25 protein-coding genes are annotated in these 26,210 nt (G+C 43.9%); 3 read left to right on the forward strand and 22 right to left on the reverse strand.

The genetic code is table 11. The features are described 5' to 3' along the window. Positions 1–38 precede the first annotated feature (38 nt). The 10 genes from pgmB to SB658_RS12565 form a co-directional block, all read right to left on the reverse strand. Complete coding sequence (gene pgmB, locus SB658_RS12520) at positions 39–713, reverse strand: beta-phosphoglucomutase (protein WP_108029105.1); 675 nt, start codon at positions 711–713, stop codon at positions 39–41. Continuing rightward, on the reverse strand, positions 710–2,395 hold the full coding sequence (gene malL / locus SB658_RS12525) for an oligo-1,6-glucosidase (RefSeq protein ID WP_144500516.1): 1,686 nt from the start codon (positions 2,393–2,395) through the stop codon (positions 710–712). Before malL ends, pgmB begins: the two co-directional genes overlap by 4 nt. Continuing rightward, a complete protein-coding gene (gene mdxK, locus SB658_RS12530) occupies positions 2,388–4,661 on the reverse strand; it encodes a maltose phosphorylase (protein ID WP_003243769.1) in 2,274 nt (757 codons plus the stop codon). The genes malL and mdxK overlap by 8 nt, the downstream gene beginning before the upstream one ends. Further along, positions 4,639–5,523 (reverse strand): DUF1189 domain-containing protein, encoded by an 885-nt coding sequence (locus SB658_RS12535; protein ID WP_003243870.1) that lies wholly within the window; start codon positions 5,521–5,523, stop codon positions 4,639–4,641. The genes mdxK and SB658_RS12535 overlap by 23 nt, the downstream gene beginning before the upstream one ends. Before the next feature lie 5 nt (positions 5,524–5,528). Beyond that, positions 5,529–6,365, reverse strand: coding sequence for a maltodextrin ABC transporter permease MdxG (gene mdxG / locus SB658_RS12540; RefSeq protein WP_410601696.1), 837 nt, complete (start codon positions 6,363–6,365; stop codon positions 5,529–5,531). Next, positions 6,366–7,673, reverse strand: coding sequence for a maltodextrin ABC transporter permease MdxF (gene mdxF, locus SB658_RS12545; protein WP_003243114.1), 1,308 nt, complete (start codon positions 7,671–7,673; stop codon positions 6,366–6,368). A 39-nt stretch (positions 7,674–7,712) separates the two neighbouring features. Further along, the gene (gene mdxE / locus SB658_RS12550; protein ID WP_003243721.1) at positions 7,713–8,966 is read right to left on the reverse strand and encodes a maltodextrin ABC transporter substrate-binding protein MdxE; all 1,254 of its coding nucleotides are present in this window, start codon (positions 8,964–8,966) and stop codon (positions 7,713–7,715) included. Between the two features lie 95 nt (positions 8,967–9,061). After that, positions 9,062–10,831, reverse strand: coding sequence for a maltogenic alpha-amylase (mdxD, locus tag SB658_RS12555; RefSeq protein ID WP_120363521.1), 1,770 nt, complete (start codon positions 10,829–10,831; stop codon positions 9,062–9,064). Between the two features lie 112 nt (positions 10,832–10,943). Continuing rightward, entirely contained in the window at positions 10,944–11,894 is a 951-nt protein-coding gene (locus SB658_RS12560; protein ID WP_029318349.1) for a LacI family DNA-binding transcriptional regulator, read from the reverse strand. A gap of 191 nt (positions 11,895–12,085) precedes the next feature. Continuing rightward, positions 12,086–12,661, reverse strand: a complete 576-nt coding sequence (locus tag SB658_RS12565) for an LOG family protein (RefSeq protein ID WP_085185652.1) — start codon at positions 12,659–12,661, stop codon at positions 12,086–12,088. Positions 12,662–12,777: 116 nt separating this feature from the next. Here SB658_RS12565 and SB658_RS12570 point away from each other — a divergent pair, with 116 nt between their 5' ends. Beyond that, positions 12,778–13,098 (forward strand): MazG nucleotide pyrophosphohydrolase domain-containing protein, encoded by a 321-nt coding sequence (locus SB658_RS12570; protein WP_003242570.1) that lies wholly within the window; start codon positions 12,778–12,780, stop codon positions 13,096–13,098. Positions 13,099–13,124: 26 nt separating this feature from the next. Here SB658_RS12570 and SB658_RS12575 read toward each other — a convergent pair whose 3' ends face one another. Both SB658_RS12575 and SB658_RS12580 read right to left on the reverse strand, forming a co-directional pair. Further along, positions 13,125–14,717, reverse strand: a complete 1,593-nt coding sequence (locus SB658_RS12575) for a SulP family inorganic anion transporter (RefSeq protein ID WP_003228175.1) — start codon at positions 14,715–14,717, stop codon at positions 13,125–13,127. A gap of 18 nt (positions 14,718–14,735) precedes the next feature. Next, complete coding sequence (locus SB658_RS12580; protein ID WP_003228173.1) at positions 14,736–15,329, reverse strand: beta-class carbonic anhydrase; 594 nt, start codon at positions 15,327–15,329, stop codon at positions 14,736–14,738. A gap of 383 nt (positions 15,330–15,712) precedes the next feature. Between SB658_RS12580 and SB658_RS12585 the strand changes: the two genes are divergently transcribed. Next, positions 15,713–16,690, forward strand: coding sequence for a 2-hydroxyacid dehydrogenase (locus SB658_RS12585; protein WP_144500513.1), 978 nt, complete (start codon positions 15,713–15,715; stop codon positions 16,688–16,690). A gap of 37 nt (positions 16,691–16,727) precedes the next feature. On the opposite strand, the gene psdB is transcribed toward SB658_RS12585, so the two are convergent. The 4 genes from psdB to psdR form a co-directional block, all read right to left on the reverse strand. After that, on the reverse strand, positions 16,728–18,668 hold the full coding sequence (gene psdB, locus SB658_RS12590) for a lantibiotic ABC transporter permease PsdB (protein ID WP_085185651.1): 1,941 nt from the start codon (positions 18,666–18,668) through the stop codon (positions 16,728–16,730). Beyond that, a complete protein-coding gene (gene psdA / locus SB658_RS12595; protein WP_003228167.1) occupies positions 18,643–19,422 on the reverse strand; it encodes a lantibiotic ABC transporter ATP-binding protein PsdA in 780 nt (259 codons plus the stop codon). Before psdA ends, psdB begins: the two co-directional genes overlap by 26 nt. 82 nt (positions 19,423–19,504) lie before the next feature. Beyond that, complete coding sequence (gene psdS, locus SB658_RS12600; RefSeq protein ID WP_032677022.1) at positions 19,505–20,575, reverse strand: two-component sensor histidine kinase PsdS; 1,071 nt, start codon at positions 20,573–20,575, stop codon at positions 19,505–19,507. Next, entirely contained in the window at positions 20,569–21,282 is a 714-nt protein-coding gene (psdR, locus tag SB658_RS12605) for a two-component system response regulator PsdR (RefSeq protein WP_003228163.1), read from the reverse strand. Before psdR ends, psdS begins: the two co-directional genes overlap by 7 nt. Before the next feature lie 146 nt (positions 21,283–21,428). Here psdR and SB658_RS12610 point away from each other — a divergent pair, with 146 nt between their 5' ends. After that, positions 21,429–21,638, forward strand: a complete 210-nt coding sequence (locus SB658_RS12610; protein ID WP_014665489.1) for a hypothetical protein — start codon at positions 21,429–21,431, stop codon at positions 21,636–21,638. 35 nt (positions 21,639–21,673) lie between these two features. On the opposite strand, the gene SB658_RS12615 is transcribed toward SB658_RS12610, so the two are convergent. Genes SB658_RS12615 through SB658_RS12640 form a run of 6 tightly spaced genes read right to left on the reverse strand, consistent with a single transcriptional unit; the run spans position 21,674 to position 26,036 of the window. Beyond that, a complete protein-coding gene (locus tag SB658_RS12615) occupies positions 21,674–22,438 on the reverse strand; it encodes an arylamine N-acetyltransferase family protein (protein WP_003228151.1) in 765 nt (254 codons plus the stop codon). Further along, entirely contained in the window at positions 22,439–22,696 is a 258-nt protein-coding gene (locus tag SB658_RS12620; protein ID WP_003219835.1) for an HPr family phosphocarrier protein, read from the reverse strand. It abuts the gene before it with no gap. A gap of 23 nt (positions 22,697–22,719) precedes the next feature. Beyond that, positions 22,720–23,670, reverse strand: a complete 951-nt coding sequence (whiA, locus tag SB658_RS12625; RefSeq protein WP_003228147.1) for a DNA-binding protein WhiA — start codon at positions 23,668–23,670, stop codon at positions 22,720–22,722. Positions 23,671–23,692: 22 nt separating this feature from the next. Next, positions 23,693–24,646, reverse strand: a complete 954-nt coding sequence (gene mgfK, locus SB658_RS12630; RefSeq protein WP_003228145.1) for a gluconeogenesis morphogenetic factor — start codon at positions 24,644–24,646, stop codon at positions 23,693–23,695. 1 nt (position 24,647) lies between these two features. Further along, positions 24,648–25,535, reverse strand: coding sequence for an RNase adapter RapZ (gene rapZ, locus SB658_RS12635; protein ID WP_003228143.1), 888 nt, complete (start codon positions 25,533–25,535; stop codon positions 24,648–24,650). 24 nt (positions 25,536–25,559) lie between these two features. Then, positions 25,560–26,036, reverse strand: coding sequence for an 8-oxo-dGTP diphosphatase (locus SB658_RS12640; RefSeq protein ID WP_010886622.1), 477 nt, complete (start codon positions 26,034–26,036; stop codon positions 25,560–25,562). Positions 26,037–26,210: the final 174 nt, after the last annotated feature.

Raw genomic sequence — 26,210 nt, forward strand, 5'->3', positions numbered from 1 at the left:
CAACCTGCAAGAGCTGCGTCTCTTGCAGGTTTTTTCATTTAAACACTTTTGATTCTAAACTGCTCCCATTCCTCATGTAACAGCTCAAGCGTCAAATCACTCGTCTGCCTCACAACCAGATCAGCACCAAGCATCGGCTGCCTTTGACCGACACCAACCGCAAACATCCCCGCAGATTTGATTGCAGAAATGCCTGCTTCTGCGTCTTCTATTGCCGCGCAATCAGCAGGGGAAACATCGAGCATCGCTGCAGCTGTTAAAAAGATGTCAGGATCAGGCTTCCCCTTCGCAAGAGTCGTCGGATCAACAATGGCATCAAAATCATCGATAATTGCCAAACGTCTTAAAATCTTAGGAGCATTGCGACTTGAAGATGCTAACCCGATTTTTATATTTTCGTTTTTCAATTGACATAGGAGCCTGCCAATCCCCGGTAAAAGATCTTCCGGCGTCAATTTGCCGATCAACGTTTGATAATCGTGATTTTTCCGATGCATAAGTTCTTGTTTCTCCGCATTTGTATACTTTGTTTCCGCACCGCCAGAGATCAATATGCTTTCAAGTGACTCTTCTCTGCTGATTCCTTTTAGCCTTTCATTCATGTCTCTGTCAAAGGGGATATTGATTTGTTCTGCGATGTGCTTCCAAGCGAGAAAATGATATTCAGCAGTATCTGTTATCACTCCGTCTAAATCAAAAATGACCGCTTTCATATACTAATGCCCATCACAGCTTCATAAGGTTTGAGGCTAATACTATTTAAGTCAGCCCGCTCCTGCGGATAGTTTGAAATCAGCACTTTCCAACGCTCATGAATCAGTTCTGGAGGCGCTTCGAACAGAGCCTTTTCTTCCGATAAATTCACAACGACAAGAAGCTTTTCCCCTTGATATTCTCGAAGGTAAGAAAAGACCTGCGGATCATTCTCCTGCAAAAGCTGATAATCGCCATATATCATAATCTTATATTGCTTTCGTAATTGAATGAGCTTCTGATAGTAAAAGAAAATCGAATCTTGATCTTTCAAGGACTCTTTCACATTGATATCTTGATAGCGGGAATTTACCGGTATCCACGGGTCTCCGGTTGTGAATCCCGCATGTTTTCCGGCATCCCACTGCATCGGTGTTCTCGCATGATCCCTTCCTTTTATCATCACGGCTTTGAGAAACTCTTTTTCTGACATCGTTTTGTTTTCGACGACTAGTTCACAATATGCATTCTTTATTTCAAGATCATCATACATCTCCAGCGGCATATCGCTGTTGACCATGCCGATTTCTTCTCCCTGGTAAATAAACGGCGTTCCTTTCATGCCGTGCAGAACCGTTGCAAATGCCTTCGCACATTCCTTACGCAGCTTCCCGTCATTGCCCCAGCGGGAAATAACCCTCGGCTGGTCATGGTTTTCAAAATAAAGGGTATTCCAGCCGACATTCATTAACCCGGTCTGCCACCTTGTCATCGTCTTTTTTAAAGCAATCAAATCAAACGGCTTGATCTGCCATTTCCCATTTGGCGAGTTTTGTTCTGTATCAATATCCATATGTTCAAATGTAAAGATCATATTCAGCTCTTGCCTGCTTGCATCTGTGTACTTTTTCGCCTCTTCAATATCAGAGCCGTTTGCCTCTCCGACTGTCATGCAGTCGTAATGAGAAAGCACTTCCCTGTTCATCTCTTGAATAAACTCATGAAGACGTGGGCCGTTAGAGTGATAACGGCCGACAATATAGCTGCGGCTGTGATTCGTTTCGTAGTCCGGAAAATCGGTGTATTTAGAAATAGAGCCGATCACATCCATCCGCCAGCCGTCAACGCCTCTCTCCATCCAGAATCTCATTACATCATAAACTTCCCGGCGAACGGCTTCGTTTTCCCAATTTAAATCAGGCTGTTTTTTCGAAAAGTAGTGCAAATAATACTGCCCTGTTCCTTCATCGTATGTCCACGCTGAGCCTGAAAAGATCGATCCCCAATTATTCGGCTCTGAGCCGTCCGGTTTAGGATCTTTCCAAAAATAATAATCCCGGTAAGGATTGTCCTTCGACTTGCGGCTTTCAGTAAACCAAGCATGCTCATCTGATGTGTGGTTCACGACCAAATCCATGACGATTTTCATTCCGCGTTTATGGGCTTCATCAATCAGCTGAAACATATCTTCATTTGTCCCAAACTTTTCATACATGTTTTTGTAATTGCTGATATCATATCCGTTGTCATCCTGCGGGGAATCAAATACCGGGGAGAGCCAGATGACATCCGCCCCGAGATTTTTGATGTAATCCAGCTTTTGAATCACACCTTGCAAATCCCCGAATCCATCTCCATTGGCATCATAAAAACTGCGCGGGTAAATTTGATAAACGACAGCTTCTTTCCACCATTCACTCATTAGGCGTTCTCCTTTCACATCGTCCCTGTAGGACAACTGGTTCCTCATAAACGTTCATGTGCAGCGGCTCGCCTTTTACAAGCTCAAAAATAACGCGCTTTTCGTCAACCGTCACATTGATTAATCGATTTCGATAATTGATGTTGAATGAATATTCGTCCCATTCTTTCGGCAAAAACGGAGCAAATGACAGCGTCTCATTCGCGGTGCGCATGCCTGCAAAGCCATGAACGATTGCCAGCCAGCTACCCGTCATTGAAGTAATATGCAAGCCTTCTTCCGTATCATGATTGTAATTATCAAGATCAAGCCTTGCTGTGCGCTTATATAATTCGAGCGCTTTCTTTTCCAGCTTGAGTTCGGCTGCGAGAATCGCATGGACAGAGGGCGATAGGCTTGATTCATGAACAGTCATCGGCTCATAAAATTCAAAATTTCGCCGTTTTTCTTCCATTGTAAAACGGTCATTAAAAAGATAAATGCCTTGGAGAACATCTGCCTGCTTAATAAAATTGGAGCGGAGAATCTTGTCCCATGACCAATTCTGGTAAAGAGGCCGTTCCGCTGGATCTAATTCGTCAACTGTTTGCAGGTCTTTGTCCAAGAACGTGTCATGCTGAACGAAAATTTGCAGTTCTTCACTAAATGGATAGTACATGTGCTGGATGATTTCTCTCCAGACTTCCAATTCTACTTCCTGCACATCCAGATGGCGGCGTTTCTCCGCTGAGATACTTTCGAGACTTTGTAGAGTATACTCCAACGTCCAAGCCGCAATGACATTCGTATACCAATTGTTGTTAACGTTGTTTTCGTATTCATTCGGCCCTGTGACGCCATGGATCATATACTTATTTTTTCGTTTCGAGAAGTGAACACGGTCGGCCCAAAATCTGCTGACTGCCACAAGTACGTCTATCCCGTATTCTTCCATATAGTTACGGTCGCCTGTATAATTGATATAATTGTAGATCGCATAACAGATCGCGCCATTGCGGTGAATTTCTTCAAAGGTGATTTCCCATTCGTTGTGGCATTCATCACCTGTGAACGTCACCATCGGATAAAGTGCCCCCTTCATCCCCAATTTTGCAGCGTTTCGTTTGGCAGCCTCCAACTGATGATAGCGATACAAAAGCAGGTTTTTCGTCACCTCCGGCTCGGCTGTCGCCAAATACATCGGAACGGCGTACGCCTCAGTATCCCAATATGCGGCACCTCCATATTTCTCGCCAGTAAATCCTTTCGGCCCGATATTCAAACGGGCATCGCCCCCGTAATATGTCGAGAATAACTGAAAGATATTGTAGCGGATTCCTTGTTGAAGCTCCTCATCTCCTTTAATCTCAATGTCCGCTTTTGCCCATCTTTCCTTCCATCGATCAGTGTGCCTCCGTTTTGCATCTTCATAGCCGTTCTCTACCACATCCGCCAAAAGCTCCTTGGCTTTCGATAAAAGCTCTTCCTCCCGAAAATCACGGGAAGTCGTGACAATCACAAACTTTTTCAATGATGCCTTCGTTTGATAACTGTAGCGATTCTCGACATACATTTCAGTCGTTTTAAAGCTTTCATGGACAAAACCCTCCGTCTCGTTTGCCATTGCGGCTAATACCGTGAAGCGCGGTGTTCCAAATGGATTTTCGATCGTTTTTGCCGCTAAATGGCCGCTGTGAGAATCAGCACCTTTCGCTTCCTCCTGCCAAAACTGTTCTTGGTAGTTAGAATCTTCATTTGCCACATTTCCATCCAGGTAAGGAACAAGCGTAATGACAGCATCTCCCGTCAAGCACTCCGCTTCATAATGAATCGCACAGAGTTCTTTTACAGCAAGGCTAAGAAACCGCTCTGACCTGATTCTGACGGTTTTATCTTGAATGCGGACAACAGCGCTTCGCCGCAGAATCCCCTCTTTCATATTGAGTTCTACCTCAAATAATTCGATTGGGTTTTGATGGAGATCGATTTTTTCACCGTCAACATATAGGCCTATGCCCATAAAGTTCATCGCATTGATCACTTTTCCGAAATATTCTGGATACCCGTTTTTCCACCAGCCTACTCGCGTTTTGTCGGGGAACCACACGCCTGCAATATATGTGCCTTGGTGACTGTCGCCTGAATAGCCTTCTTCAAAATTCCCTCTGACCCCCATATAGCCATTGGCAAGAGACGTCAGGCTTTCCAGCAGCCGTGTATGCTCCTTATTAAATGTATTTGTTTTGATTTTCCATTCATCAATCTCAAATAACCGCTGATTTATCATCATTTCCTCCCGAATGTAAGTTTCCATTATCACGGCGGGTTTTGGTCAAATATCTAAATGCAAAAGAGATCATCAAAGTAACGCCACACGAATGGATCATCAATACAGTAATCAAATCAAAATGAACCATGCCGATAGCAGCTGCCGCAAATGCCGGCAGTGCTGATGCGCAAATCGCTATAGAGGCCGCTTCCTTGAATGATGCAATAGAGACCATGTTTGATATTTTTGTGATCCAGAGGCCACCTGCAAGAACAAACGTTAACAAAAGCTGGATCATAGAAACCACCGTATATGCCAGCATCATGATCATCGGCTTATACTGTGCCAACCACAATGTATCGATCAAGACCTCTACATCATGGACGTTTGGTTTCTCGAGCTTAACGTCCATTTTCGCATAGCCAACAGAAAACCCCGTTTCGTTTTGATCGGTGATCACCAGTTGATCAGGTTGAAATATGATGGCGTTTTCAAATCCAGTTACTTTCAATCGCCCATTTTCACCGCTTGTCTCATATTCATGCTTCATATCGACTGCCATCACATTCTGCCCATCTTCAATCCTCTCAGAGCTCTTCCCGCCTGTTAGTTTTCCGTTCCTGATTTGAAAACCCTGCAATTGATCAGCAAATTGATCATTAACTCCTTGAATCGCTGACGGCATGAAAGATGAAACGCTGAAGCGATCCATTTTCACAAACGAAACCGCTAACGGCGCCATTAAGCAGGCCGTTAAAAACAGAAAGAGAAAAGAGAGCTGCAGCCAGCTGAAGGTATTCCCATAGCGGCAAACACCTGATGGGGATGCAGCCGCCTTCAGGCAGCGGATGATAAAGCTTTTATTCTCCAGATTCTTCATTGGCATTACCCCTTTGTTCCGCCGGCTGTCAAACCGGACACAAAGTTCTTTTGGAGAAAAAAGAATAGAACGCATATCGGCAGTGCGGCTAGTATGGCACCGGCTGCAAATAGAGCTACTTTTTGCTGCTGCGGATTAGAAATAAAGGATTGTAATCCTACAGCGATGGTCAGCCTTTCCGGTGAGCGAAGCAGAAATTTCGTCAGCAAATAGTCGCCAAACGGTGCCATAAACGCCCAAAGCGCTTGTACCGCGAGCATTGGCTTAACAAGCGGTAGAACAATTGAAGCGAAAATCCTCAGATGTCCCGCTCCGTCAATTCGCGCGGCTTCATCAATTTCTCTCGGCACAGTATCAAAATAACCTTTCATCAGCCACGTGTTCATCGGAATTCCGCCGCCGATATAGATCGCTGTTAAAAACCAGTATTGATCGAGTGCGCCTATTAGCATCGCCAAGACATAAAAAGCAGTCAGCGCCGCCATTGTCGGCACCATTTGAATGATTAAAAAGAATATCAGGCTCTTTTTTCTGCCTGCAAACCGATAGCGGCTGTACGAGTACCCGGCAAGTGTCACAATCGTAACCTGCAAAACCATGACCGATAGCGCGATGACAAGTGTATTGCTGTACCAATTGAGATAAAGCGTTTCGTCAAATAGCCGCTTAAAATGATCCAATGTCCAAGGACCCGAAAAATCGAGCTGAAAAGCCGCCGAATTCCCCACACGGAAGGCTGATGATGCCGTAATCAGCAACGGATATATAATGACAATACTTAAAAGCGTCAAAAATAAATACGTACAGATTTTATTAAGCATTCTGGCAGTGCTCGCGTTCACCTACATAACCTCCTCATTGCCAAAAGCATTCGATTTTTTGAAAGCAATCAGTGAAATTCCAATGACAATGAAAGAAATTAACAGTGTCACAGCCGCCGCAACGGAATATTGGGGTGATGTGCCTGTTGTCAGTTTATAAATCCACGAAATTAAGATATCGGTCGATCCGGCCCCGGCTCCCGCACTGCCTGGCCCTCCCTCATTAAATAAATAGATGATCGAGAAATTATTGAAATTAAACGTATACTGAGTAATCATCACGGGTGCTGTGGCAAATAAAATCATCGGGAATGTAATATGCCGAAAACGCTGAATAAAAGTGGCCCCGTCAATCTTTGCCGCTTCATACAATTCACCTGGAATCGCCTGAAGCACTCCCGTTACCATGACATATATATATGGAAAGCCGAGCCACGTTTGAATCATAATGAGGGCTGTCTTTGTCCAGAAAGGATCGGTCTTCCACGCGATCGCAGGCAGCTCGACAAACGGCAGGTGATTGAATAATGGTATCACCTGTGCATTCACCGCTCCTATGCTGTCGTTAAACATGTTGGAAAAACTCATGATTGTAATAAACGCCGGAACAGCCCATGGAAATAAGAAAATCATTCGAAATATCCGCTTGCCTTTTATAAAATCCTGATTGACGAAAAGGGCCGTCACAATACCTAAAATGATTTGCAGCGTTGTTGCACAGATTGTCCAGATAACCGTCCAGCCCAGTACATTCACAAATGTTTCACGATAGGAGCCAAGGAAAAAAATATTTAAGAAATTTTTAAACCCGACCCAGTCAATCAGACGATTAGGCGGAATATGATAAAAATCATAGTTTGTTAATGCAACAAACAGAGTCACCAAAACCGGAAAAATAATCACAAACACCATCATGATATATGCCGGCAGTGTAAATAGATACGGAAAACCTTTATCGCCCGCATGACAGATCATATCCTTGGCTGTTGTATTGACTTCCAAACCCGCCGCTTTCATAGCGGCGGTCTTACGTGAATCATGAATATTAAAGATATAGAACATGAGGAAAATCATTGTCACGATCAATTGCAGCGTGCCTTCAATCAGCATAAACAGCGAGTGATCTTCACCGGGAACACTTCCCAATGTCATCAATCCGGTTAGCGCCTGTATACCGAAAACGCATAATTCAAAAGCAAACAAGCCTGTGATGGCAAGAAATAAGAGCCCCTTTGACAACTGCTGATTCGCAATCTGCCCAAGTCCTGGAATGATCGATAAAAGCCCTGCCTTTCGTTTTTGCTTTGTAAGTGTGTGATGTTTATTCATTTTTCCGCCCTCTATTCTTCCGGACGCTATCCCGCCGTTTTATTTCACATACTTTTCTTTAATATTTTCCTTTATGACGTTTACAGCATCATTCGCTGATGTTTGTGTCGATTTTTTTCCTGAAGCTGCATCAAAAATTAAACTTTCCGCTCCTGTCCATACTTCAGCCATTTCCGGAATATTTGGAGTCGGCGTTGCTGTTTCATATTGTTTAATCACAGCTGACGTCAGTTCATTCTTTTGCTCATCGGCTTTCTTCCTTGCAGCCGTGTTGGCCGGAACTTCGTTTGTATCCTCATAAAAAGCGTAAGCATTGGCATCATTTGCAGCATACTCAAGCCATTTTTCAGCCAGCTCGGGCTCTTTTGTATATTTCGAGGCAACCCAGCCCTTCCCGCCAGCAAAAGGGGCGTATTCTTCTCCATTTGGCAATGTCGGAATGGGAGCCGCTCCGTAGTTCAATTTAGCCTCTTTATAGTTGGCAGCTGACCAAGGACCGCCAATGATCGCAGCCGCTTTGCCTTCTAAAAACATCTGCTGAATAAAGTCGTCTGCGCTTGAATTGTCTTGCATTCCTTTCGGCCAATATGTCTCAAACCATTTCTCCGCATATTTCACCGCTTCTACAGCCCCTTTATTGTTCAGGCCGATGTCCCCGGAATCTGTGCCGTTTTTTCCAAACACATATCCGCCGTATCCAGCCAATAAGCCGTACGACATATAAAAGTCAGTCCATTTTGCTAAAAATCCGGTTGATTTTCCTTTTTCCGAAGCAAACGCGAATCGAGGATCTTCCGTTAACTTTTCAAGGTCTTTAAATGTTTTTGGCGCTGTTTTTAAAAGATCTTTGTTGTAATACAAAATAAGTGTCTCAATGACTAGCGGCATTCCGTACACTTTGCCGTCAACTGTCACCTGCTGCATTTCTTTATCACCAAAGCTTTTTGTGTTAGATGGCTTAATATCAAGTAAATGTCCTTGTTGTCCCAAACCGCCGATCCGGTCATATGCAGCAAGCATAACATCAGGCGCATTACCCGCCGGGCCATCAAGAGGAAGCGCTTCTAACTGTTCGAACATTTGCTTTTCAACAATTTTTACTGTGACATCATTTTCTTTTTCGAACTTTGTTTTTATGCTTTCAATGTATTCTTTATACGTTTCTTCGACAGACACAGTCAGCACCTTTTTGCCATCAGAGCTTGCTGGATTTTTTGAACTTGAGCAGGCGGCAAGGCCGATTGCCAGGAATGATGCCGCCAATATGGCGAACCCCTTTTTTAAAAGAACCATCTCTTTTCCTCCTTCTATTTACGAAACTATAACAATTGTATTGTCCTATAGAAAGCGGTTACAACAACTTTCGATTTGTTACCGATAACAGAATGTTATACAGGGGCGGCAGCACTCAAAATCAAAAATTCTCCCGGCTGAACGGCAATGACATCGTGATGCTGTAGCGGCTGCTCTGTCCATGCATCACAGATTTTCTTATTCCTTTCAATATTCAACTCTCGTAAACTGACATATTGAACCGCATTCCCTTGATTAAAGAAATAAATCACTATTTTTTCATCAAGAGTCCGTGAAAAGCTAATAAAATCGTTTTGGTCATCCAGCAGATTCCACTCAAGATGTCCTTCAGTCAATAAAGTGCTTTCCTGCTTGCGTAAAGCAATTAACCGTTTCATAAATTGCAGCATGTCTTGGTTTTGCTTCTCCTTTTCCCAAACCATACATTTCCGGCATAATGGATCATTTTCGCCGTCCAGCCCGATTTCCGTCCCGTAATAGATGCATGGTGAGCCTGTCTGGGCAAACATAAAGGCCAGCAACGCGCGTGCTTTCTTCTCATCATTGCGGCATCTGGTCAAAAGGCGCTTTGTATCATGGCTATCCAGTAAATTAAACATCACCTCATTGGCTTGCTTCATTCCATTCATCAAATGTGCATTGACACGGTAGGCCATACGTGAGGCTGGGATCGTCCGGTCAGCAAAATATTCAATCATAGGCTCTGTAAAAGGGTAATTCATCGCCGCATGAAATTCATCCCCTCTAAGCCAGGGTTCGGCAGAATGCCAGATCTCACCTAAAATATAAACGTCAGGCTTTTCAGTAGATACAGCCTGCCTAAATGTCTTCCAAAACACGTGATCCACTTCATTTGCGACATCCAAACGCCAGCCGTCAATGTCAAATTCGCGAATCCAGTACAAAGCAATATCAAGCAAATATTTCTGCACTTCGGGATTAGCCGTGTTTAGCTTCGGCATATCAGCTGTAAAAGCAAACCTGTCATAATTGTCGTCTGTGACGGGAAAAGAGTGAATATGGAACCAGTCTTTATAGCGGGATCGAGCTCCGTTTTTGACGACATCCTGCCATTGCGGAGACGCGCTTCCTATATGGTTAAAAACCGCATCTAGCATAATTCTCATCCCCCGCTGATGAAGCTGGCTGACCAATGTACGAAAAATCTCTGGATCCCCGAAATGCGGATCAATAGAAAAGTAATCCAGCGTGTCGTATTTATGATTAGAAGGCGCGGAAAAGATCGGCGTCAGATAAATGCCGTTCACCCCTAAATCCTCTAAATAATCAAGCTTGTCAACAATCCCTTGCAAATCTCCTCCAAAAAAATCATTGACGCCCGGGTCCTTGCTCCCCCACGGCAATGCATTCTTCGGTGACAAGTCTTCTCTTCCATTTGCAAAACGCTCCGGAAAAATTTGATACCAAACCGTTGACTTGACCCATTCAGGCGCTTGAAATGTATCAGCCTCGTGAACAAACGGAAATTTAAAGTAATAATGAATCGTTTCCAGTGTTTTTTCGTTATAAGGGCATACACCCGAACTTCCGAAAAAGATGTCTTCATGATCGTCTGTTACAACAAACGCATATTGTAAACGCCTAAATGGCGGCACCACTTCAGCAAACCAATAGTCATGCATTTCTGTTGCAGCAATTTTTCTCATCGGCTGCTCGTTTGCCGACCACTTGCCGTCGTTGTACTCATAGGGATCACCCCAAATGAATCGAATGTGATCTGCATCACCTTTTTTCGTCCGAATCTTGATATGCACAGTCCGCCCATTATAAGAATAAGCATCTGTGCTGAATGGCTGGTGGTGAATCGCTGCATATTCCATCATGTTTCCCCCTTTGATTTCCGTTTTATTGAAGCCGGCTCATAGTTTGAAAGTATCATGATGAAATTGTGGGAACAATCCTTTTCACCCTGTTACCGATAACAGAATACGGCGCTTACAGCGTTGATTCTCGTACAATTAACTCTGGTTCAAAAAATAGACTTCCTTGTGCAGCACCGTCTTCATTCATTTTTTTCAGCAACATTTTCGCACAGGCTTCCCCCATTTCAACAACAGGCTGTCTGACCGTAGTCAAGCGCGGCGAGGAGATGCGATCAAGAAACACACCGTCGTTCCCGGTAACCGCAACGTCTTCTGGAATTCGCTTTCCAAGGGATTGCGCCGCACGAATGACGCCGAGCGCGATTCGATCAGATGCGCAGACAAATGCGGCCTGATTGTCCATGGATTTCAGCAGTTCTCTTGCAAGGCCTTCACTTTTCTTAGAACTGTTGTCGATCCGAAACATATTCGATTTTTTAAAGCTTTTATTCATCGCCCGTATGTACCCCTGTTCTCTTGCACGTTCGAAAGGCTCATCTAAATCAATGCCAAAAAAGACAACTTCCCGCTCCCCCAGCCCCATAACATGGCGGGTTGCCATAAAAGTGCCTTTCTCGTTATTCACATCGATAAAGTCATAGCCCATTTCATTTTGTCCAAATACGACGAGCGGCTTCTCAAAAGCTTTTATTACACCTTCAAAATCGTTCTTTCTCAAGCCGGTGGCAATAATGCCGTCACATTGGCCAATATTAAGAGAATTTCTTGTCACAAGCTGGAGAGCATAGTGATTGCGATCCAGCTCCCTGCTGATTCCTGTCAGCAGGTTCATGTAATATGGTTCTGTCGTATCCATTTCCTCAAGTATCAATAGTTTCACAACCTGTGTTCTGTTTTGCACGAGCGCTCTCGCCGCATAATTAGGGATGTAATTCAGCTCTTTCATCGCAGAATGAACAAGCTTTTTCAATTCATCTGTCACCGTCTCAGGGTGATTGATCACTCGTGATACCGTCATTTTCGAAACATTTGCTTTTTTCGCTACATCTGACAATGTTGCCATTTTCATCCCCTCCTTATCTGTGCTTATTATCCAAACTAGTGATAAAGTCCTCTATTACTGTTAAATATACGATGCAGGCAAAAGAGAAATAAAAAAGAGATTTCCCTTAAGGAAACCTCACTTTGTTAAAAACACTCGATATTTCATGGATCATAACTCATTCTCTCCACTTCCATGAGAAAGTCTCTTTTTTAAATTTCTGTCCACTTTTTTTCTAAAATCGGATAAGAATAAGTTTGCATTTGCTCAATTAACTCATCCGGCCGTGACGAGCTGTGAATCAGTTTTAGGTGCGATTCGTTAGAAAACCCTTCTTGAATGCTGTATTTCACCATTTTCATCATTGGCTCAAAATACCCGTTTACATTATACAGTCCGATTGGCTTTTGGTGGATGCCGATCTGTGCCCAGCACAGCACTTCAAATAATTCTTCATATGTACCGAAGCCGCCCGGCATCGAGATAAAGCCGTCCGCCAGCTCGCTCATTTTAGCCTTTCGTTCATGCATCCCGTTTACTTCAATCAGCTCAGTCAGATTCTGATGGACAACCTCCCCGCTGAACAAACCGCTCGGCATGACCCCGATTGCAGTTCCGCCGTTTTCCATAATCGCGTTAGCAATCGTGCCCATCAAGCCTACGCGGGAGCCCCCATAGACAAGGCCGATTCCCTGCTCAGCCATATACACGCCAAGCTCTGCCGCTTTTCTTTTATACGCTTCATTTCCCCCAGGGTTTGATCCCGCAAATACACAAATGGTTTTCATCTTGTCATCTCCGCATCTATATATCGTGTTAAACATTCAAAAACACACTATATATTGTCCCATCTTCATGTGATAATATCAATATGAAATACATAAAGAATGCAGGAGTGATGAGGTTGCAGCTGGCTGATGCAGAAAAATGGATGAAAGAGTTTTACGAAAAAAGAGGCTGGACAGAATACGGACCTTTTATTCGCGTCGGCTTTTTAATGGAGGAAGCCGGAGAATTGGCCCGGGCTGTCAGGGCGTATGAAATCGGCAGAGACCGGCCGGATGAGAAAGAATCGTCACGCGCTGAGCAAAAACAAGAATTGATTGAAGAAATGGGAGATGTCATCGGAAATATCGCCATTCTTGCTGATATGTATGGTGTCTCTTTAGAAGACGTCATGAAGGCCCACCAAGAAAAACTGACAAAACGATTTGAGCATGCATAAAAAAGCGGCCGCGATGGCCGCTTTTTTTAACCTGTGATTTCATCATGGTGATCAAAGAAATGCTGCTTTCCTATTTTGTGAAAAAGGCCTGTTTTATGCAGTAGCTCCTTCGGCTGCGATTGCAATCCTACAATCATCAGCTTTCCATTGTGGCGTTTAATTCGATTCATAATGTTCCCAAGCACCGCTTCAGCTGACGTATCCATATAGTGCACCTTATTCATGAGCAGAATGAGGGTTTTCGGTTTTTTCTGTACATGCTCCAGCAATGACGATTCAAGGGAATCAATTGACCCGAAAAACAGCGGCCCTTCTATGGCATACATGCTGACAGATGGATCTTCTCTCTTCGCCAGAACAGGATGCGATTCCTGATTGTGGATGCGGGTCGCTTCGCTCATTCTTCTGATAAAGAACACAAATGCGAGCAGCAATCCGGTTGCCACACCGATGATTAAGTCAAACAGAACCGTAAGGGCAAAGGTCGCCGCCAAAATAAAGGAATCAGCGTTTTTCAGTCTCAGCATGTTTGCGACTTCCTTGCGCTCACTCATATTCCATGCGACCACCATGAGAATCGGTGCCATACTGGCGAGCGGCACATGGGACGCATAAGGCGCAAATACAAGCAGGACAAGGAGAACGACTACGCCGTGAACGACGCCGGAAACTGGGGAAACCGCTCCGTTTTTTATATTGGTCGCCGTTCTCGCAATCGCTCCTGTAGCCGGGATTCCGCCAAACAGGGGCGCTGCCATATTCGCAATTCCCTGGCCGACAAGCTCCTTGTTGCTGTCATGCTTTGAGCCCTTCATGTTATCGGCGACCATTGCGGACAAAATCGACTCAAGTCCTCCAAGAAGCGCGATGACAAGCGCAGCCGGAAACAGCATAACCATTTTATCCAAAGTAAGCTCAGGAAACTGAAATTCAGGCAAATGGCGGGGGATTTCACCATAAGTTGACCCGATCGTTGCCATGCGGTCAGGGAAAAAGACAACCGCGACCACTGTGGAAATAAGAAGCGCCAACAAAGCGCCCGGCACTTTAGGCATCACCTTGGCGGATACAAGCAAAATGACGAGCCCGATCACAGCTGTCAAAATGGCATACACGTTAAAGGTGCCGAGCTGCTGCACAATTTCAAACATGTTGTGGTGAAAGTTCTCATGTTTTTCAACATTTCTCAATCCGAGAAAATTAGCGATTTGTTCCGTAAAGATCAGCACGGCAATTCCGGCTGTAAAACCGACGATAACGGGTTTAGGCACAAATTTCATTATTTTTCCGAGCTTAAACAGCCCAAACAGCACCAGCATTACCCCTGCCATAAACCCTGCGATCAGCAGATTCTCTAATCCGTACTGCATGATAATGCCGAACAGTATCGGGACAAAGGCGCCTGTCGGACCGCCAATTTGATATTTAGATCCCCCGAACAAAGAGATACAAATCCCCGCTATAACAACAGTGTACAGCCCGTATTCGGGCTCGACTCCCGAGGCAATGGCAAACGCCATTCCTAAAGGAATTGCCACGACACCTACTACGATACCTGCAATTAAGTCTTTCTGAAATTTCTGTAAATTGTATCCCTTGAATCTCCCTGAGAATCGCATATTTTGTTATAACCTCCCTTATGAGTGATTGTTTATTAGCTCAGTTTCATAACCGTTAATGACCACATCAAGTTTTCCTGTTTCAGGATGAATGACAAGTCCGTGAACCGGCACCTTTTTCGGAAGCAGCGGATGATTCTTAATCATGTTCACACTGTGGGAAACGCTTTCTTCCACGCTGTGAAAACCGGTCAGCCACGTTTTCAAATCGAGTCCGGCACTCGTCAGCAAATTCAGGCAGCTATCCTCCACCCCGCGTTCCTTTGCTTTCTCAAGAATCGAGGACGCATTTAGCCCTGACATTCCGCATTCATGATGGCCGACAATGCATACCTCTTCAGCCTGCAATTCATAAATCGCGACCAGTATGCTTCGCATCACGCTTCCAAATGGGTGAGAAACGATGGCTCCCGCGTTTTTTACAATTTTAGCATCACCGTTTCTAAGCCCCATTGCTTGCGGAAGAAGTTCTGTAAGCCTTGTATCCATACAGGTGACAATGACGAGCTTTTTTGAAGGAAACTTTGTCGTTTTGTACGGTTCATACTTCTTCTCTCTGACAAACCGCTGATTGTGTTCCAAAATTGATGTTAAAGAAACCATTTGATTCATCTCCCATCCATATGATTTTGCAAGCCTTCTTACCCAGCTTACAGTAAGGAATTATAGCATAGGAATAAGCCAAGAAAAGGATTTCAAAAAAAGACACTATAATTGGACTGTAGAATCAAAACATAAACATTTATATCTTTCAAAGATAATAAAATTTATATTTAATGAATCCTATAATCCGGCTGCTGCTCGCATATTGATGATTTGTCTGACAAAAAATATGGGTGAATTCTGATAATTAAAAAACTTTTTTAAGCAGATTTAGCTGTTCGATCTCCATTTTAAGTTCAAAAGAACCAGAAAATAAAAAGAACGCAGCTATATTTTTAACATCTATTTATTTCCGATATAATGAAATAGACAACAGCCATAAAGGGGGAGCCTTGTTGAAACCATTTGTATTTATCACAAAACCGATTCCTGAAGAGATTGAAGCATTCATCGGTGAACATTGCCGTTATGAAGTATGGCAGGAGGATACGCTTCCGAGTGACGTGCTATTTGAAAAATTAAAAGATGCGGAAGGGCTTTTAACGTCAGGGACTTCCGGGCCGTCAATCAATCGTGAGTTGCTGGAACACGCGCCTAAGCTCAAAGTGGTCAGCAACCAATCAGTAGGCTACGATAACTTCGATATAGAAGCAATGAAAGAAAGAGGAGTCGTCGGGACTCATACACCTTATACACTGGATGACACAGTTGCAGATCTGGCTTTTTCACTGATTCTGTCTTCCGCCAGACGTGTTGCCGAACTGGACCGTTTTGTCAGAGCAGGAAAATGGGGAACCGTGGAAGAGGAAGCGCTTTTCGGAATTGATGTTCATCATCAAACGTTAGGCATTATCGGCATGGGCAGAATTGGAGAACAAGCAGCGAGACGCGCCAAATTTGGTTTTGATATGGAAGTGCTTTATCATAACCGACATCGCAAACAAGAAACAGAAGACAGCATCGGCGTTAAGTATGCAGAGCTTGATACATTGCTGGAGCGATCTGATTTTATTCTTCTCATTACGCCGCTGACTGACGAAACCTATCACATGATAGGAAAACGCGAATTTAAATTGATGAAGGATTCAGCAATTTTCGTCAATATTTCCCGGGGAAAGACAGTTGATGAGAAAGCACTGATTCGCGCTCTTCAGGAAGGCTGGATCATGGGAGCCGGCTTAGATGTATACGAAAAAGAGCCTGTCACCCAAGATAATCCGCTCCTGCAGCTGGATAATGTCACGCTGCTTCCTCATATCGGTTCAGCAACAGCTAAAGTGCGCTTCAACATGTGCAAACAGGCCGCCGAAAATATGATCGCAGCCATTCAAGGACAAACACCGAAAAATCTCACAAGAGAATTTCAATAAATCAAAAATCCGGTCTGATAACAGACCGGATTTCATTTTACATACGCTGAAGAACAGCACGCTTATAAATATGACGGGTAACGATATAATAAAGAGCCTGGAATACAAAATAAATGAAGATGACAATTACGGCCTCAAGAAATAAATTGGAATTCAGCATATTACTTAACGCTGCATACGCAAAGCCCGCGTGAATCGTACCTGCGATAAATGGGATGAAGAATAAAAATCCTATTTGCTTTCCAAGGATCGAGTGAATCTCTTTGTCCGTAACCCCTATCCTTTTTAAGGCTAACACCTGCACTCTCGTATCTTCTATTTCCGTAAACATCCGCAAATACAGCATGCTTCCTTGCACGATAAAAAACAGCACGCTGACAAACAGACCAATAAACAGCATTAATGCAACTCCCTGCTTTACAATTTGATAACTGGGAGCACGTGTTTGAAAATCAGATGTATGTTCTTTCGGCACCATGTTTTCAAGCTTTTCAGAGACATCCACCGTCTCCTGCCAATGCTCAAGCTCATAACCTACCATTCTCATCTGTTCCTTCAGCGGCACATCCTGTGACAGACTGTCAAAGCTCTTTTCGCTGACAACCAATAAACGGCTGACTCCATCGACAGACATCAATATCCCTTTGTTTTGCTGCTTTTTCATGACATAGGAAAGGGTTTTTCCTGACTTCATATGAAATGCTGCTGTTTCCCCTTCTCCAAATGTGTCTTTCACCATCATTTGAAAAGAAACATTAATAAATGCTTCATTTTCTTGTAAATGAATAACTGGGAACCCTTTTTCCTTTGCGACTTGATTATAGACTTTTTCTGAAATCAGCAGAGCTTCCGCTTCCATCTTCTTATTTCCATACGGCAAGTCTGACTGAAAAGTGACAGGAATCCCTGTGGCATCCACCTTATACTTGATAACAGCATGAGCTTTTTTCAATGTATTCTCAGCTGTCTCAGGCTTCATGACCTGAAAGCGGGAAGCATCCTTTTCCACCCAGGAAACAGACTGAGGAATGCTTTGCTCCTCCTGCCTTTGTAAATCGGAATAAAACATATAGATGACACCTGTAGCTGTTAATATGACCGCTGTAATGACAGAGGTTAAAAACAGCATGCGTGCATGATCCTTCAGCCTGAATATCATGTTGGAACGCACAATGATATTCGTGCCTTTGTAGAAGCTGTGTTTCTTTCGGTACAGCATGCGGAAAAACGCCACACTGCTTTGGGTAAAAAAGAAATACGTGCCAATTAACACTAAAATCAAAATTGGAAAAACCCGAAACATCATGTCAATTGCATTGGCTGTTGCAGATAGATAATAACCGCTGCCAAGACATAGCAAAGACAATACAGTGAGCCATTTCGAATAAACTGGCAAACTTTTCGGCTTTTTGGCCGATTTAATCAGTTCAATGATTTCCAGCTTCCGAATCCGTCCCAGTGATAAAATGAGCAGCGTCTGAAACAGGATGAGAAAGCCGACAATTGTCATCACAAACGCTTTCGGCACAATGGCAAACGAAATCGGCACCTTCACGCTGAGCATCCATGTCATGATCATAAAAAACAGTTTTGAAAATAACAGGCCTGCTCCAATGCCGGCCGCAATCGCCGCAAGAGAAATAAGTGACTGCTCATAATAAATCATCTTGCGAAGCTGCTGCTTTGATGTGCCAAACAGTGTCAGCAGCCCAAACTCTTTCTTTCTTGCCTGCAAAAACGCTGAATTGGAATATGTAATGAAAAATATACAAAACACAATGATGACGACAAGAGCTGCGCTCAAGCATGTTTTGACAAGGCTTCCGCCATATATATTGTCTTCATTGACATCAGGATGAAAAATAAATGATGTGAAGACAAAAAACACCGAAACGGCAAACACACAGCTTAAAAAGTAGGCCACATACCGTTGCAGATTCCCAAGAATGTTTTTACGGGCGATAGTTCTCAAATTCATGAAAATCGCCTCCCAACACACTCAAGGTATCCAATATACTTTGATAAAACACCTGCCTGTTTGTTCCTCTGTGAATCTCTGAAAAGAAACGTCCGTCTTTAATAAAAACAATTCGTTTACAGAAACTTGCTGCTGTGGCATCATGCGTAACCAACAGAATCGTCGCTTCCTTTTCCTCATTCAGCTGAGCCAGTGTGTTCATCACTTGCTTTGCCGATTTTGAGTCGAGGTTTCCTGTCGGTTCATCGGCAAGAATGAGCGCCGGATTGTGAATAATCGCTCTGGCACAGGCTGCCCGCTGCTGCTGTCCGCCCGACACCTCATATGTGCGATGATCGAGAATGTGCTTGATTTGCAGCGTATCCGCCAGTTCATCCAATCGGGCTTCCATTTCTCTCAGCTTTACCTTATCCAATGCGAGCGGCAAGAGAATATTTTCACGAATCGTCAGCGTATCAAGCAGATTAAAATCCTGAAAGACGAAGCCGAGTTCTCTTCTGCGAAACAAAGCCAGCTCTTGGTCCTTTAACGTTTTCGGCTGAATGCCGTTGATCATCATCTCGCCCTGGGTCGGCTTATCAATGGTAGCCAGCAAATTCAAAAGCGTGGTTTTTCCGCTTCCCGACGGCCCCATAATCCCGACAAATTCCCCTTTTGACACACTGAGATCAAAGGCGCTGAGCGCTTGGTATGATATTGTTCCTTTATTTGAATAGTACGTTTTCGATAGGTTCGTTGTTTGCAACACGTTCATGTTCTGCTCCTCCTTTTTCTTTATTATAAAAAGGAAGTCAGCATCCTCCCATCGAACTTTCTTGCAATTCCGCTCCCCAACCTTACAATGCTGTCACATTCACGAGGGTGTCACTTGAAAACACGATGGTCATCACAGTGCCAGCCCCTTCTTTTGATTCCGCATACAGCTTATGGCCGAGACGGCTGCACACCTGTTTTGCCAAATAAAGGCCCATTCCAGTTGCCTCTTTCATGGTTCGTCCATTTTCTCCGGTAAAAAACGCGTCAAAAATCCGCGGCAGATCCTGCGGCGGTATGCCGATTCCTTCGTCGGCAACCGACAATCGCGTCTCATGTCCCTGCGTTTCAATACGGATTGTAATAGGGTCTCCCACACCTTGCTTTGAATATTTTAAGGCGTTGAAAAGGATTTGCTCAACAACAAAGGAAAGCCACTTTTGATCACTGGAAATCTGAATGGCATTTGGCGGCACATGTAATGTTGGAAAAAGGCGCCGTTTAATAAACTGACGTTTTTCCTGATTGATCAGTGAACGAACCATTTCTGTCAAATCAAAGGTTTGCGGCTTTACATCAAATGCAAATTCCTCCAGCCGGGCCGTTTGCAGCATCATATCAAGACCGTGGCGAAATCTCTCATTCTCATCCTCCAGCTCCTCTAAAAACGTCGAAAAAGAGGATGAGGTTCCGTTTTTTCCTTCCTGAATCATTAAGGATATGACGGATACCGGTGTTTTCATATGGTGGACCCATTGGTTGGTGAAGGTATAATGCTGTTTTTGCTGATTGATATATTGTGAGAGCCTGCTTTCGTATTGCTGCCCGAGTGCGTTGATCATTTTCGTCCAAAGCGCTTGCTCTCCTGTTCTTGGCTTTCGGGCTTTCAAAGACTGTCCGATGTCATTCGAAGAAGAGGCTTGTTCTGCAAGCTTTTTAACATATGTAAGAAAGGAAATTTGCCGAACATAATCAGCAGCAAAACCTGCGGCTAAAAGAGTACCGGGCAAAATCCATATGTACATCATATTTTCTTTGGAAGGTTCTGCGCCGCTCTCGATAATGCTTAAATACGCAATCAGCATGGCGGACCCTATCCCTAATAATGAAAATAGAATAATGGCTAAGCGGTCGATGAGATAAGTCTTTAACACTCCGCTTCATCCTTCCGATTGACTTGAAATTGATAGCCTTGTCCTCTGATTGTGGAAATGCAATCTTTCAGTCCTGCATTCTCCAGTTTTCTCCGCAGCCGGTTGACATTGACCGTTAACGTATTGTCATCGACAAAATCAACGTCATCCCATAACGCCTCCAATAGTTCATCACGAGAGACAATTTTTTTATGCTCCCTCACAAAAATCGAGAGAAGCTGGAATTCTTTTTGGGAAAACAAAATCCGGACGCTGTTCCACTCCGCTTCATTTTGATCAGGATAAATCGTTAGCCCGCCAAGCTCCACTATTCTTGATTCCTGCGGCAAAGAGGGCGAGTATTCACCATATGTGCGGCGCAGGACGCTTTTGATTTTGGCCATCACTACCTCTAGATGGAACGGCTTTGTGATATAATCATCGCCGCCATTTTCAATCGCCATTACCTGATTCAGCTCATCGGTCCGTGCCGATATAAAGATAATCGGCGCATTGGAAATGGTACGGATTTGCCTGCACCAATAAAACCCGTCAAAAAAAGGCAGGTTGATATCAAGCAGCACAAGATCAGGCTTCATTTCTGCAAATTCCAATTTTATATCATTCAGCTGTTCAGCAATTTTCACTTCATATCCGTATTTTTGAAGATGACCGCCCAGCAAAGAAGCAATCCGCTCATCATCTTCCACAAGCAAAATCCGATACACGTTGATCCCCCTTATATGTACATCACGATGATTTTTCTAGAAGATTCCAAAATTATTATAGCATGTGCGGAATAGTAAATCGGTCTTTTTCTTTTCGTTATGATAGAATAATAAAGGTAAAATTTTCATAATAGGCAGGTGTCGTGATGAAGAAAATCATGCTGTTTCTGGCAATTACGTCAATTCTTTCAGCATGTCAGCCCAACTATACCGGGAAATACATAGAAATTGGGGATACACTAACTGACTATACCAAAGAGTGCTTTAAAGAGAATGAAATTCCTTATAAATATGAAAAGGGAAAACTGTATATCCCAGAAGACGCATTTGATACAGCAATCTACACTTGTTCATAAGAAAAAGCTTGCAGATAACCTGCAAGCTTTTCACGTTACAAAAAATGAGTATTTAATTTCTCTTCAAATTCTGAAGGACCGATGTCGCTTTTTTGAATGTCACCGCCGTTTTCATGAATCGTAAAATGGCGCTCTGACATGACCATCCTTCCGCTCGGCGTCAGCTTTGAGGCAAGCAGGGATTTGTTAAAAGGAGATTTTTCATGAGAGTGAATGATGTCCTTCATGTTATCTAAATCACCGAGATCACTCTCTTCAAGAGTAAAGGCGTACCCAATTTGCCAGCCTTCTCCTTTGTCCATCAGCAGAACATGGCTGCCCTTTTCTGTCTCTTCTTTTTTGATTCGGAATGACCCGACTGGTGACTGTACCGTTTCTCCGGAAAGCGGTATCGGCTGGAGCGCCAGGTTGATACCGAAGCCGATATCAACGATGTAATCGCCGTTTTCCGCAGACAGCCATACAGCAGCATGCGTCCCTTCTAGTGCCCATCCCTCTTGATTGCCTGCATAAACCGTTCCTCGAATGAGCTTCACATGAAACCCGGCCTCATGCAAGACAAAATAAAGGAAACCATTTAGATCGTAGCATAGGCCGCCATGCTGATCTTTGAGCAGACGTCGCCATAGCTCTTCTTTTGTGATCTTATAATTCTCTTTTGCAAGTACGGCACGGTTTTCGAATGGAAAACGGTATGCCATTGCTTTGAGAAAAAGGGGAAGATCGCCGAAGCTGACATGGTCTTTCTCCCAGCCGATTTTCTGAAAGCAGTCTTTAAGAAAGTCACTCATTTTTATCACCTAAACTTCTTCTTGAACGTAGGCAGCCAGCTTCTCCAGCGCCTCTTGTTCATCTTCTCCCTGGGCAATCAAGGTAACCTCAGTGCCTGTGCTTACCGCAAGGCTCATCAGCCCCATGATGCTTTTGGCGTTTACTTTTTTCCCATCCTTCTCAAGAAACACATCTGACGTAAACCGGTTTGCTTCTTGTACAAACAAAGCAGCAGGACGTGCTTGCAGTCCTGTCTTTAATCGAACTTCCACTTTCTGTTGAACCATAAGATCTCCCCTTTTCTTTACGGTTATTTTAAAGTGACGGTTTGCCCTGTCCGCAGCTGTTCTGCGATTTCGTCAAGTTTTCTCAGCCTGTGATTGATCCCTGATTTGCTGATTTTCCCGCTTGCTACCATTTCCCCCAGCTCTTTCAGCGTCACTTCCTGATAATCAATCCGCAGCTGCGCAATTTCCCGAAGTTTTTCAGGCAGCGCCTCCAGGCCGATTCTTTCATCGATGTATTTAATATTTTCCACCTGTCTCAGCGATGCGCCGATTGTTTTGTTTAAGTTGGCTGTTTCACAATTGACGAGGCGGTTGACCGAATTTCTCATGTCCCGGACGATTCTGACATCCTCAAATCGCAGAAGCGAATTGTGAGCGCCAATTACGTTCAGAAACTCTGTAATCTTTTCAGCCTCTTTTAAATAGGTAATGTAGCCTTTTTTCCGTTCAAGCGTTTTGCTGTTTAACTGAAACTCATTTAACAGGTCGCATAATGAATCGTTATGCTCCTTATAAAGAGAGAAGATTTCTAAATGATACGAGGAGGTTTCCGGGTTATTGACCGAACCTCCTGCCAAAAATGCTCCTCTCATATAAGAACGCTTGCAGCATCTCTTTTTGACCAGCTCTTTCGAAATACTTCGTTCAAACACAAAATTCTCCCCGAGTATTTTTAAATCCTCTAAGATCGTTTTTGCATTTTCTGAAAAACGCACAATATAGACGTTATTCTTTTTCAGCCGCATTTTCTTTCTGACCAGCAGCTCGACCGACACATCATATTGTTTTTTCAGCAATGTATAGATGCGGCGGGCAATCGCCGCGTTTTCGGTTTGAACATCGAGTACGAGATGGCGGTTTGTAAATGATAAAGCTCCATTCATCCGAATGAGTGCAGACAGCTCGGCATTAATGCAGCAGTCCTTCACTTCCAGATTCGTTAATTCTTTTTTTGTTTCTGATGCAAATGACATATAGCCACCTCATTTCAAGGCTTCATTCTTTCAGTAAATCAACAAGAAGAGAGGCCACTTTATGTGTATCGTGACGTATTACGTCATTTTTATACGTTACAATTTGATCTCTGATGACTTCAAGCCCCATCGCTTTCAGCTCTTCGATATCAAAATCAACAGGACACGCCGATTCCATTTCGTACTTACGTTTTATTTCGTCGGGAATGTCTTCACTGTTCACTAATATCGTATCAATAAAACCGCAGCCCATATGCTGATTGAGCGCTTTCACATGATCAGCAGCGGTGTAATGGAGCGTTTCGCCGGGCTGAGTCATCACGTTGCAAATGTATACTTTTTTCGCCGGCGCCTTTATCACTTCTTCCCCGATTTTTGGGACGAGCAAATTGGGAAGAATGCTTGTATAGAGGCTTCCCGGGCCGATAATAATCAAATCCGCTTCCCTGATCACGTCTATTGTTTCCGGCAGCGGATCAATCTGTTCAGGCGTGAGAAAAACACGCTTAATGCGCTGTCCGTATTCTGGGATCGTTGACTCGCCTGAGACCACGCGGCCGTCTTCCATCTCAGCATGCAAAACAACACTGGCATTGGCAGCCGGCAAAACCTTTCCTCTGACATTCAGCACCTTGCTCATTTCAGTGACAGCGTGAAAAAAATCACCGGTTATATTTGTCATCGCTGCCAAAATCAAATTCCCGAGAGAATGGCCTGTTAAGTCATTCCCTTTATTGAAGCGGTGCTGAAAAAGATCTTCAACAAGCGGCTCCACATCGGATAAAGCGGCAAGCACATTTCTGATGTCTCCGGGAGGCGGAATTTTCAGTTCATTCCGCAGACGGCCAGAGCTTCCCCCATCATCGGCAACTGTTACAATGGCCGTGATGTCAACAGGTTTATGCTTTAAGCCCCGAAGCAATACAGAAAGACCTGTACCGCCGCCAAAGATTGCAATTTTCGGCTTATGTCCCATCTTATTTCCGGCTTCTCTTTTCAATGTCCCGGTGAGTAACATGAGTATAGTAATCCTTTTTGAAATAATCAGCTAAATTCTCGGCTAATGTCACAGAGCGGTGCTGGCCCCCTGTGCAGCCGATCGCAATGACAACCTGGCTTTTTCCTTCTCTTTTATAAGATGGAAGCATAAAGCTCAGCAGATCAATTAATTTCTCATTGAACTTTTGTGTTTCATTCCACTTCATGACGTAAGAGGAAACCTCTTTATCCTTGCCAGTCAGCGGCCGCATACTTTCGATATAGTACGGATTCGGCAAAAATCTGACATCAAAGACGAGATCTGCATCAATTGGAATACCGTATTTAAAACCAAATGACATGACATTCACGGTAAATGTCTCTCCTTGGTTTGTCGCAAAGTGCTTCACGATTTTTTCACGCAAATCACGCGGCTTCATGTCAGACGTATCGTAAATGATTTGAGAGCGGCCTTTTAATTCCTCAAGCAGCTCTCGTTCCAGCGCGATGCCTTCAAGCGGCAGGCCAGTCGCTGCCAGCGGATGCGAGCGTCTCGTTTCTTTATATCTTGTGACGAGAATGGAATCCTTCGCGTCCAGGAATAAAATTCGCGGTGTGATCCACGGATTTTCGGCCATTTCATCCAGCGCTTCAATCAGCCGGTCAAAAAATTCGCGGCCGCGCAAATCCATCACGAGCGCAACTTTGCTCATTTTCGAATTTGATTCCTTCATCAGCTCTAAAAACTTCGGAAGCAATGAAGGCGGAAGATTATCGACGCAGAAATAGCCGAGATCTTCAAAGCTTTGGATCGCGACCGTTTTCCCCGCTCCCGACATTCCGGTTATAATGACAAGCTGAATATCATGTGATTCACTAGCACTCATCTTTCTCCCCCCTGACTTGTCTTTCTATTTGATGTGCTGCGGGTCTAAACGATAACTGAGCAGCTCAAATTCCGGTGTATACGTAAATGTGCCGTGCAGCAGCCCTTGTCCCTTCATCATAAAATCAAGGATATGGCCGTCTCCAGGGGCCATAGGCAGGTTCTGAATGTCATTGACATCGTGCCACTGCAGTTTGCCTTCCTCTGATTCTGATACATTTTGTCCTGTATATGAATCAGCGACAAACGTAAACATCATCCACTCGGAGACAATGTGGTCACCGTCTTTAATAATAAAGGTAAAAACGCCTTTTAATTGAGGATTTATGATATAGATACCAGTCTCTTCTCTGTACTCTCTGATGACGGAGTCTCTAACTGATTCTCCGCTCTCCATCTTGCCTCCCGGCGCGACCCACCATCCGCGTCTCGGCTTTTGAAGCAGAAGAACTTTGTCATCCGTCTGAAGCACACAATTTGTCACTCTTTGCAAGTACGTCACCTAACCTTCGTCCTGTCATCGTCTCTTTATTATACCGCTTCAAGATGCCTCCCACAATGAAGAGACATTGACAATCTTTTCTTCTATTTTACAGCATATTCATTCCTTAATTCAGATGATTTTGCTGTAACTGGCATTCATCTTTTATTTATGGACAAAAAAAGGACACGGATA

The sequence above is a fragment of the Bacillus sp. SIMBA_008 genome (assembly GCF_046535495.1).
Lineage (GTDB): Bacteria > Bacillota > Bacilli > Bacillales > Bacillaceae > Bacillus > Bacillus subtilis.

Coding starts and splice junctions, on each gene's coding strand:
- pgmB (WP_108029105.1), bottom strand. CDS start 713: ATGAAAGCGGTCATTTTTGATTTAGACGGAGTGATAACAGATACTGCT.
- malL (WP_144500516.1), bottom strand. CDS start 2,395: ATGAGTGAATGGTGGAAAGAAGCTGTCGTTTATCAAATTTACCCGCGC.
- mdxK (WP_003243769.1), bottom strand. CDS start 4,661: ATGATAAATCAGCGGTTATTTGAGATTGATGAATGGAAAATCAAAACA.
- SB658_RS12535 (WP_003243870.1), bottom strand. CDS start 5,523: ATGAAGAATCTGGAGAATAAAAGCTTTATCATCCGCTGCCTGAAGGCG.
- mdxF (WP_003243114.1), bottom strand. CDS start 7,673: ATGAATAAACATCACACACTTACAAAGCAAAAACGAAAGGCAGGGCTT.
- mdxE (WP_003243721.1), bottom strand. CDS start 8,966: ATGGTTCTTTTAAAAAAGGGGTTCGCCATATTGGCGGCATCATTCCTG.
- mdxD (WP_120363521.1), bottom strand. CDS start 10,831: ATGATGGAATATGCAGCGATTCACCACCAGCCATTCAGCACAGATGCT.
- SB658_RS12560 (WP_029318349.1), bottom strand. CDS start 11,894: ATGGCAACATTGTCAGATGTAGCGAAAAAAGCAAATGTTTCGAAAATG.
- SB658_RS12565 (WP_085185652.1), bottom strand. CDS start 12,661: ATGAAAACCATTTGTGTATTTGCGGGATCAAACCCTGGGGGAAATGAA.
- SB658_RS12575 (WP_003228175.1), bottom strand. CDS start 14,717: ATGCGATTCTCAGGGAGATTCAAGGGATACAATTTACAGAAATTTCAG.
- SB658_RS12580 (WP_003228173.1), bottom strand. CDS start 15,329: ATGAATCAAATGGTTTCTTTAACATCAATTTTGGAACACAATCAGCGG.
- psdB (WP_085185651.1), bottom strand. CDS start 18,668: ATGAATTTGAGAACTATCGCCCGTAAAAACATTCTTGGGAATCTGCAA.
- psdA (WP_003228167.1), bottom strand. CDS start 19,422: ATGAACGTGTTGCAAACAACGAACCTATCGAAAACGTACTATTCAAAT.
- SB658_RS12610 (WP_014665489.1), top strand. CDS start 21,429: ATGAAGAAAATCATGCTGTTTCTGGCAATTACGTCAATTCTTTCAGCA.
- SB658_RS12620 (WP_003219835.1), bottom strand. CDS start 22,696: ATGGTTCAACAGAAAGTGGAAGTTCGATTAAAGACAGGACTGCAAGCA.
- whiA (WP_003228147.1), bottom strand. CDS start 23,670: ATGTCATTTGCATCAGAAACAAAAAAAGAATTAACGAATCTGGAAGTG.
- mgfK (WP_003228145.1), bottom strand. CDS start 24,646: ATGGGACATAAGCCGAAAATTGCAATCTTTGGCGGCGGTACAGGTCTT.
- rapZ (WP_003228143.1), bottom strand. CDS start 25,535: ATGAGTGCTAGTGAATCACATGATATTCAGCTTGTCATTATAACCGGA.